The organism is Aeromonas sp. HMWF014 (assembly GCF_963878295.1).
GTDB classification, from domain to species: domain Bacteria; phylum Pseudomonadota; class Gammaproteobacteria; order Enterobacterales; family Aeromonadaceae; genus Aeromonas; species Aeromonas popoffii.
The window spans coordinates 1-6,274 of the sequence record NZ_CAWNYS010000136.1; the positions used below are offsets into that span (position 1 = coordinate 1).

The 6,274-nt window shown below is 51.4% G+C and carries 8 protein-coding genes; 6 read left to right on the plus strand and 2 right to left on the minus strand.

The genetic code is table 11. The features are described from left to right. Both AAC083_RS05370 and AAC083_RS05375 read right to left on the minus strand, forming a co-directional pair. A partial coding sequence (locus AAC083_RS05370; RefSeq protein ID WP_375134743.1) for a class I SAM-dependent methyltransferase occupies positions 1 to 337 on the minus strand: 337 nt, incomplete at its 3' end. A 248-nt stretch (positions 338 to 585) separates the two neighbouring features. Further along, the gene (locus tag AAC083_RS05375; protein WP_258224610.1) at positions 586 to 714 is read right to left on the minus strand and encodes a hypothetical protein; all 129 of its coding nucleotides are present in this window, start codon (positions 712 to 714) and stop codon (positions 586 to 588) included. A gap of 1,103 nt (positions 715 to 1,817) precedes the next feature. Between AAC083_RS05375 and rfbB the strand changes: the two genes are divergently transcribed. The 6 genes from rfbB to AAC083_RS05410 all read left to right on the plus strand — a co-directional run. Then, positions 1,818 to 2,903, plus strand: a complete 1,086-nt coding sequence (rfbB, locus tag AAC083_RS05385) for a dTDP-glucose 4,6-dehydratase (protein WP_108536032.1) — start codon at positions 1,818 to 1,820, stop codon at positions 2,901 to 2,903. Next, on the plus strand, positions 2,903 to 3,790 hold the full coding sequence (rfbD, locus tag AAC083_RS05390) for a dTDP-4-dehydrorhamnose reductase (RefSeq protein WP_108536033.1): 888 nt from the start codon (positions 2,903 to 2,905) through the stop codon (positions 3,788 to 3,790). The genes rfbB and rfbD overlap by 1 nt, the downstream gene beginning before the upstream one ends. Positions 3,791 to 3,902: 112 nt before the next feature. Then, entirely contained in the window at positions 3,903 to 4,781 is an 879-nt protein-coding gene (gene rfbA, locus AAC083_RS05395; protein ID WP_108536034.1) for a glucose-1-phosphate thymidylyltransferase RfbA, read from the plus strand. A gap of 61 nt (positions 4,782 to 4,842) precedes the next feature. Further along, on the plus strand, positions 4,843 to 5,391 hold the full coding sequence (rfbC, locus tag AAC083_RS05400; RefSeq protein WP_108536035.1) for a dTDP-4-dehydrorhamnose 3,5-epimerase: 549 nt from the start codon (positions 4,843 to 4,845) through the stop codon (positions 5,389 to 5,391). Further along, positions 5,391 to 5,789, plus strand: a complete 399-nt coding sequence (locus tag AAC083_RS05405) for a sugar 3,4-ketoisomerase (RefSeq protein WP_108536036.1) — start codon at positions 5,391 to 5,393, stop codon at positions 5,787 to 5,789. Before rfbC ends, AAC083_RS05405 begins: the two co-directional genes overlap by 1 nt. Before the next feature lie 13 nt (positions 5,790 to 5,802). Then, a partial coding sequence (locus tag AAC083_RS05410; protein WP_108536037.1) for a GNAT family N-acetyltransferase occupies positions 5,803 to 6,274 on the plus strand: 472 nt, incomplete at its 3' end.

Below are 6,274 nucleotides of genomic sequence, written 5' to 3' on the forward strand. Positions count from 1 at the left end.
CGGCGCAGCGGTGCTCGCCCTCGTCATAAGGGAAGGAGCAGTAGAGCGGCGCCTGGGGTTTGAGCAGGCCGGCGAGATGCATCAGGGCGGGGGCAAGCTCTCCCCCGGCCAGGCAGGGCAGCGAGCCGCTGGCCCAGATGCCGTCAAAGGGCAAGGCGCTGTGCATCTGCTCGAGGCGGCAGACCCGCACCGGCTGGCCACCGCGGCGTGATGCCAGCCTGGCCTGGGCCAGACTGGCATCCAAGGCGGTGACCATGAGACCTTGCTGCCGGAAAAAGAGCAGATCCTCGCCCGCGCCGCAGCCCGCTTCCAGTAGATGAGCCCCGCTTGCCAACAACATCAGAAAGCGCTGACGGGCTGACAGGGTGTCTGGATCTGCCACAGATGGCAGACTGGGGGGGGCATCATGATGGGGCAGTGGCAATATGGACATGGCAGGCACCTTCTTTCGGGGGCGCTACTCTAGCAAATTTGGCGGCGGGCTACCAAAGTGTCGTGCTGCAAACCAGCACTGCCTGGCAGGAGAGCGGGTCAGTGATGGTGTATGGGAGCTAGGAGCGCTGGCCAGCTCCGGGTCCAAGGCTATCAGGTGTGGCGGGCGGCCGGGCTGTTTGGCAGGGCTATCAGGGCAAAAAGGCTGTCGAGCAGGATGTCGTACGACACCACGCCGTTCGCGAAGCTCGCCATCAAGGAGGTGGTGCAGACCTTGTTCAAGGCGATCTTCCTGGTGTTCTGCGTCATGTATCGTTTAATGGAGGGACAGGGAGCAGGTCCTTTATCCCCCCCAGATCAACCCCCCCATCTTAGATGGTGGAAAACGCATTGCCGACCTCGACGTGGCCAAGGTGAGCACCAGGCAGTGGCCAGCTATGAGAAGAGTATCCAGACCGCTTTCAATGAGGTTGTGGGTATGATTGGATCTCATTGTGATTGCCAACAGCCTCTGCAGGTGCGCGGGCACTCTACAAAGCCGTCGGTGGTGGTTGGCAAGCCCCCGACAGGATCTCGATGGCTATGTGTTCAGCAGCAGTAGCTATCACCTCATAGCTTGCGTTATGGTATAGCCACAGGGTGAACCATTGGGTTCGCCCTGTTTGCTTTCAGCAAAAACATACAGATATGAAACCTTGATGACATAATGCGTCGTGCGGGTGTTGCCGCTGCCAGGTGCTAAATGGATGGGTACGTTGGCAAACAAGGTCAATGTGTGGGGAGGAGGGGCGGTTGTTAGTGTAAACACCATGGCACACTTGCTGTAAACCTCGAGGTGCGGATCGATATCATGACCCAAATTAGAGCTAACGTTCAGTTTTCTATTACTTTTACTTCAGTATTAATGGGGTCAAGGCTAAAATGGGCAACTTATGAATCCAATCTGTAGATTTAAGTAGGAAATCTCCTGCACGCTTTCATTCTGATAGATTAATGAACAGTCAGCAGGTCCGGCGCTTTCAACTGTGTTGTTTTGACTGTTCAAACAGGCCGGAAAGGCGCTAGAATCCAGACTTTGTCCTTGTTGTACGGTTTTATCTCGCGGCTGTTTTCGGTAAGACCGCCAGACTGGATTTTTTTAAAATCGAGACGTTGTCATCAGGGATGGTGGCAGACTTATCCTACGCTGGAGGGCATCATGGCCAACAGCACTCACAATCTGGTAAAAAGCAGCAAACTGGGGGCTGTAACTCAGGGGCGGTAGCTTATCGAAACTTCCTGATTAGCGTGAGATATCTGCCTGTCAGACACACTCAATTTTTCCTCCATTCTTTTTCGTTAGCTGAAAATATTAATTTTTTCTATTCATTTTCAAGAGCATACCTATGAAAATCCTTGTCACTGGTGGCGCTGGCTTTATCGGCTCGGCGGTTGTTCGTCATATCATTCAAGACACCAACGACTCAGTCATCAACCTCGATAAGCTCACTTATGCGGGCAATCTGGAATCCTTGGCCAGTGTAGCAAACAGTGGCCGTTATGCCTTTGAACAGGTGGATATCTGCAATCGTGCCGAGCTGGATCGGGTGTTTACCCTGCACCAACCTGATGCAGTCATGCACCTGGCAGCGGAGAGCCATGTCGATCGCTCCATCACTGGCCCTGCCGATTTCATAGAGACCAATATCGTCGGTACCTATGTGTTGCTGGAAGCGGCTCGTGCCTACTGGAATGGGTTGGACGAGGTGCGCAAGGCGGCCTTTCGTTTTCATCATATCTCCACCGACGAGGTGTATGGCGACCTGCCCCATCCGGATGAAGTGGCTGCCGGTGAGGCGTTGCCGCTCTTCACCGAAACCACCCCCTACGCCCCCAGCAGTCCCTATTCTGCCTCCAAGGCCTCCAGCGACCATCTGGTGCGCGCCTGGCGCCGTACTTACGGCCTGCCAACCATCGTCACCAACTGCTCCAACAACTACGGCCCTCACCACTTCCCCGAGAAGCTGATCCCGCTGGTGATTCTCAATGCGCTGGATGGTAAGCCGCTGCCGGTCTATGGCAAGGGCGACCAGATCCGTGACTGGCTCTATGTGGAAGACCACGCGCGCGCGCTCTATAAGGTGGTGACCAGTGGCGTTATCGGTGAGACCTACAACATTGGCGGTCACAACGAGAAGCAGAACCTGGACGTGGTACACACCGTGTGTGACCTGCTCGACGAGATGGTGCCGAAAGCGGGCTCTTACCGCGATCAAATCACCTATGTGGCAGATCGTCCCGGTCACGATCGCCGCTATGCCATCGATGCCAGCAAAATGAGCGCCGAGCTCGCCTGGCAACCGCAAGAAACCTTTAAATCCGGTATCCGCAAGACGGTACAGTGGTACTTGGATAACCAGCAATGGGTGAACAACGTGAAGAGCGGTACCTACCAATCCTGGATTGAACAGAACTACGGGGAGCGTGCCTGATGCATATTCTGCTGTTTGGCAAAAACGGTCAGGTAGGCTGGGAGTTGCAGCGTGCACTCGCGCCGCTGGGGCGCATCACCGCCGTTGATTTTGACTCCACCGATTATTGCGGCGATTTCAGCAACCCGGCAGGGGTGGCCGAAACGGTACGTCTGGTCAAGCCGGACGTGATTGTCAACGCAGCGGCCCATACCGCAGTCGACAAGGCGGAGAGCGAGCGGGAGTTTGCCGAGTTGCTCAACGCCACCAGTGTGGCGGCGATCGCCAACGAGGCGGAACTCCTTGGCGCCTGGTTGGTGCATTACTCCACCGACTATGTATTCGATGGCAGCGGTGAGCGCCCCTGGGTGGAAACCGATGCGACCGCCCCGCTCAACGTCTACGGTGAAACCAAGCTGGCAGGGGAACAGGGCGCAGCCCTCTGCTCTCGTCACCTGATCTTCCGCACCAGCTGGGTCTACGCCGCCCGGGGCGCCAACTTTGCCAAGACCATGCTGCGTTTTGGCAAAGAGCGTAGCGAGATGTCGATCATCAATGACCAGTTCGGCGCTCCGACCGGTGCCGAGTTGCTGGCCGATTGCACCGCCCATGCGATCCGCGTGGCGCAGAGCAAACCCGAGGTCGCCGGGCTGTACCATCTGATAGCCTCCGGTACCACCACCTGGTTTGACTACGCTCAGCTGGTGTTTACCAAAGCCAGAGAGGCCGGGGTTGAACTGGCGGTGACGCAACTCAATACGGTGCCTACCAGCGCCTTCCCTACCCCGGCCAAACGCCCCTATAACTCCCGCCTTGATACCGGCAAATTCCAGCGCACCTTCGATCTGGTACTGCCGGATTGGACCGTCGGTGTAGAGCGGATGTTGACCGAGATCCTGGGCAAGTAAATCACTGGCCAGGGATGTAGTGAATGCATCCCTGGCTGGCAGGGATAAAACAGAAAGGCGTGGCCGCAAGCCACCCTTTTCTTTTGAAATTTAAAAATAAGAAATAAGCATCATGACCAAACGTAAAGGTATTATTCTGGCCGGTGGCTCTGGCACCCGTCTCTATCCGGTCACCATGGCGGTGAGCAAGCAGTTGCTGCCCATCTATGACAAGCCGATGATCTACTACCCGTTGAGTACCCTGATGCTGGCCGGTATTTGCGACATTTTGATCATCAGCACACCGCAAGATACCCCCCGCTTTGAACAGTTGCTGGGCGATGGCAGCCAGTGGGGCTTGAACTTGCAATACAAGGTACAGCCGAGCCCGGACGGGTTGGCACAAGCCTTTATTCTGGGTGAAGAGTTCATCGGCTCAGACCCCTGTGCGCTGGTGCTGGGCGACAACATCTTCTACGGCCACGATCTGCAGAAACAGCTTGAAGCGGCGGCAGCCAAAGAGAGCGGCGCCACCGTATTTGCCTACCACGTGCATGACCCTGAGCGTTATGGCGTCGTGGAATTTGATAAACAGGGAACCGCTATCTCTCTGGAAGAGAAACCTAAGGTGCCCAAGAGCAATTATGCGGTCACCGGCCTCTATTTCTACGACAACAGCGTGGTGGAGATCGCCAAGAGCCTGAAGCCATCGCCGCGTGGTGAGCTTGAAATCACCGATGTGAACCGTATCTACCTTGAGCAAGGTAATCTGTCGGTGGCGATGATGGGCCGTGGTTATGCCTGGCTTGATACTGGAACCCACGAGAGCATGATTGAAGCGAGTAACTTTATTCAGACCATCGAGACGCGTCAGGGGTTGAAAGTGGCGTGTCCGGAAGAGATTGCCTATCGCCAGAAGTTTATCAATGCTGACCAGGTCCGTGAACTTGCAGCGCCGCTGGCAAAGAATGCGTATGGACAATATTTATTAAGAATGGTTGCCAAAGCCTGAGTGATATCAGGGGAGAAAATATGTTTCCCCCATAAAGATAGAATTAAATTCGGATTCACAGATGAATATAATCAAGACAGCTATTCCTGATATCCTTATTTTTGAGCCAAAAGTATTTGGTGATGAGCGTGGCTTTTTCTTTGAAAGTTTCAACCACAAGTTGTTTGAAGAGGCGGTAGGATATCCGGTCACTTTCGTGCAGGATAATCACTCAAAATCATCCAAAGGCGTATTGCGCGGCTTGCACTACCAGTTACCTCCCCATGCGCAAGGTAAGTTGGTGCGTTGTGTTTCGGGTGAAGTGTTTGATGTGGCGGTAGATATCCGCAAAAGTTCGCCGACCTTTGGGCAATGGGTTGGGGTTCATCTTTCAGCAGAAAATAAACGTCAGCTATGGATCCCGGAAGGATTTGCGCATGGTTTTTTAACACTTAGCGAGAGTGCTGAATTTTTATATAAAACGACAGATTATTATCATCGTGAGAGTGAAGGCTCTATCTACTGGAATGATCCTGACATTAATATTGAATGGCCAATTGAAGGTGCCTTGTTATCAGAAAAGGATAAAGTGGCACAGAAATTTTCAGAATATAAATGGAATATTTTATAATGGAAATAAAACTTGTTTCACTACAAGCTCATGGTGATGAACGTGGCTCATTGATTGCTTTAGAAGAGGGAATAAATATACCTTTTCCTGTTAAGCGAGTTTACTATATTTTTAAAACTAAAGATGGTGTACGAAGAGGTTTTCACGCCCATAAGACTCTCAAGCAAGTAGCTATCGCTGTGAGGGGATCGTGCCGTTTTGTATTGGATGATGGTTGTGAGCGGGTTGAAGTGCTGCTAGATAACCCGGCTCAAGGATTAATCATTGAATCCTTTATGTGGCGAGAAATGTATGACTTTTCAGAAGACTGTGTCTTAATGGTACTCGCGGATCAACTCTATGATGAATCGGATTATATCCGCGATTACGACATTTTTTTGGATTTGGTCAAACAATAAATGGATTAATGAAATGAATTTACGTGCTAGAACTATTCATTTTAAATTGGTCGAAGACTTTCATGCCGAATTTATTATATCCTTACGCACTAACGGAGAGTTAAATAAACATTTATCTCAAACTGATGCATCTGTTCAGATGCAGAAGGAGTGGATTAAAAAATACAAGTCTCGTGAAGAAAGCCAAATTGAGTTTTATTTTATTATTTTTCGAAATGATGATAATAAGCCGATAGGTACCGTTAGATTGTATGACTTCATGAGGGATGTGAATTCTTTTTGTTGGGGTAGTTGGATTTTAAACTCAGATAAGACAAAATTTGCTGCTCTAGAAAGTGCTTTTTTAGTGTATCAATTTGCTTTTGATACATTAAATTTTGAACAGTCTCATTTTGATGTGAGAAAAGAAAATTCTAAAGTAATTGCTTTCCATGAGAGAATGGGGGCGAAGCAGATTGCAGAGACTGAACTTGATTTTCTATATG

What these genes read in the sequence shown, in the direction of transcription:
- rfbB (WP_108536032.1), top strand. Translation starts at nt 1,818, where the DNA reads ATGAAAATCCTTGTCACTGGTGGCGCTGGCTTTATCGGCTCGGCGGTT.
- rfbA (WP_108536034.1), top strand. Translation starts at nt 3,903, where the DNA reads ATGACCAAACGTAAAGGTATTATTCTGGCCGGTGGCTCTGGCACCCGT.
- rfbD (WP_108536033.1), top strand. Translation starts at nt 2,903, where the DNA reads ATGCATATTCTGCTGTTTGGCAAAAACGGTCAGGTAGGCTGGGAGTTG.
- rfbC (WP_108536035.1), top strand. Translation starts at nt 4,843, where the DNA reads ATGAATATAATCAAGACAGCTATTCCTGATATCCTTATTTTTGAGCCA.
- AAC083_RS05405 (WP_108536036.1), top strand. Translation starts at nt 5,391, where the DNA reads ATGGAAATAAAACTTGTTTCACTACAAGCTCATGGTGATGAACGTGGC.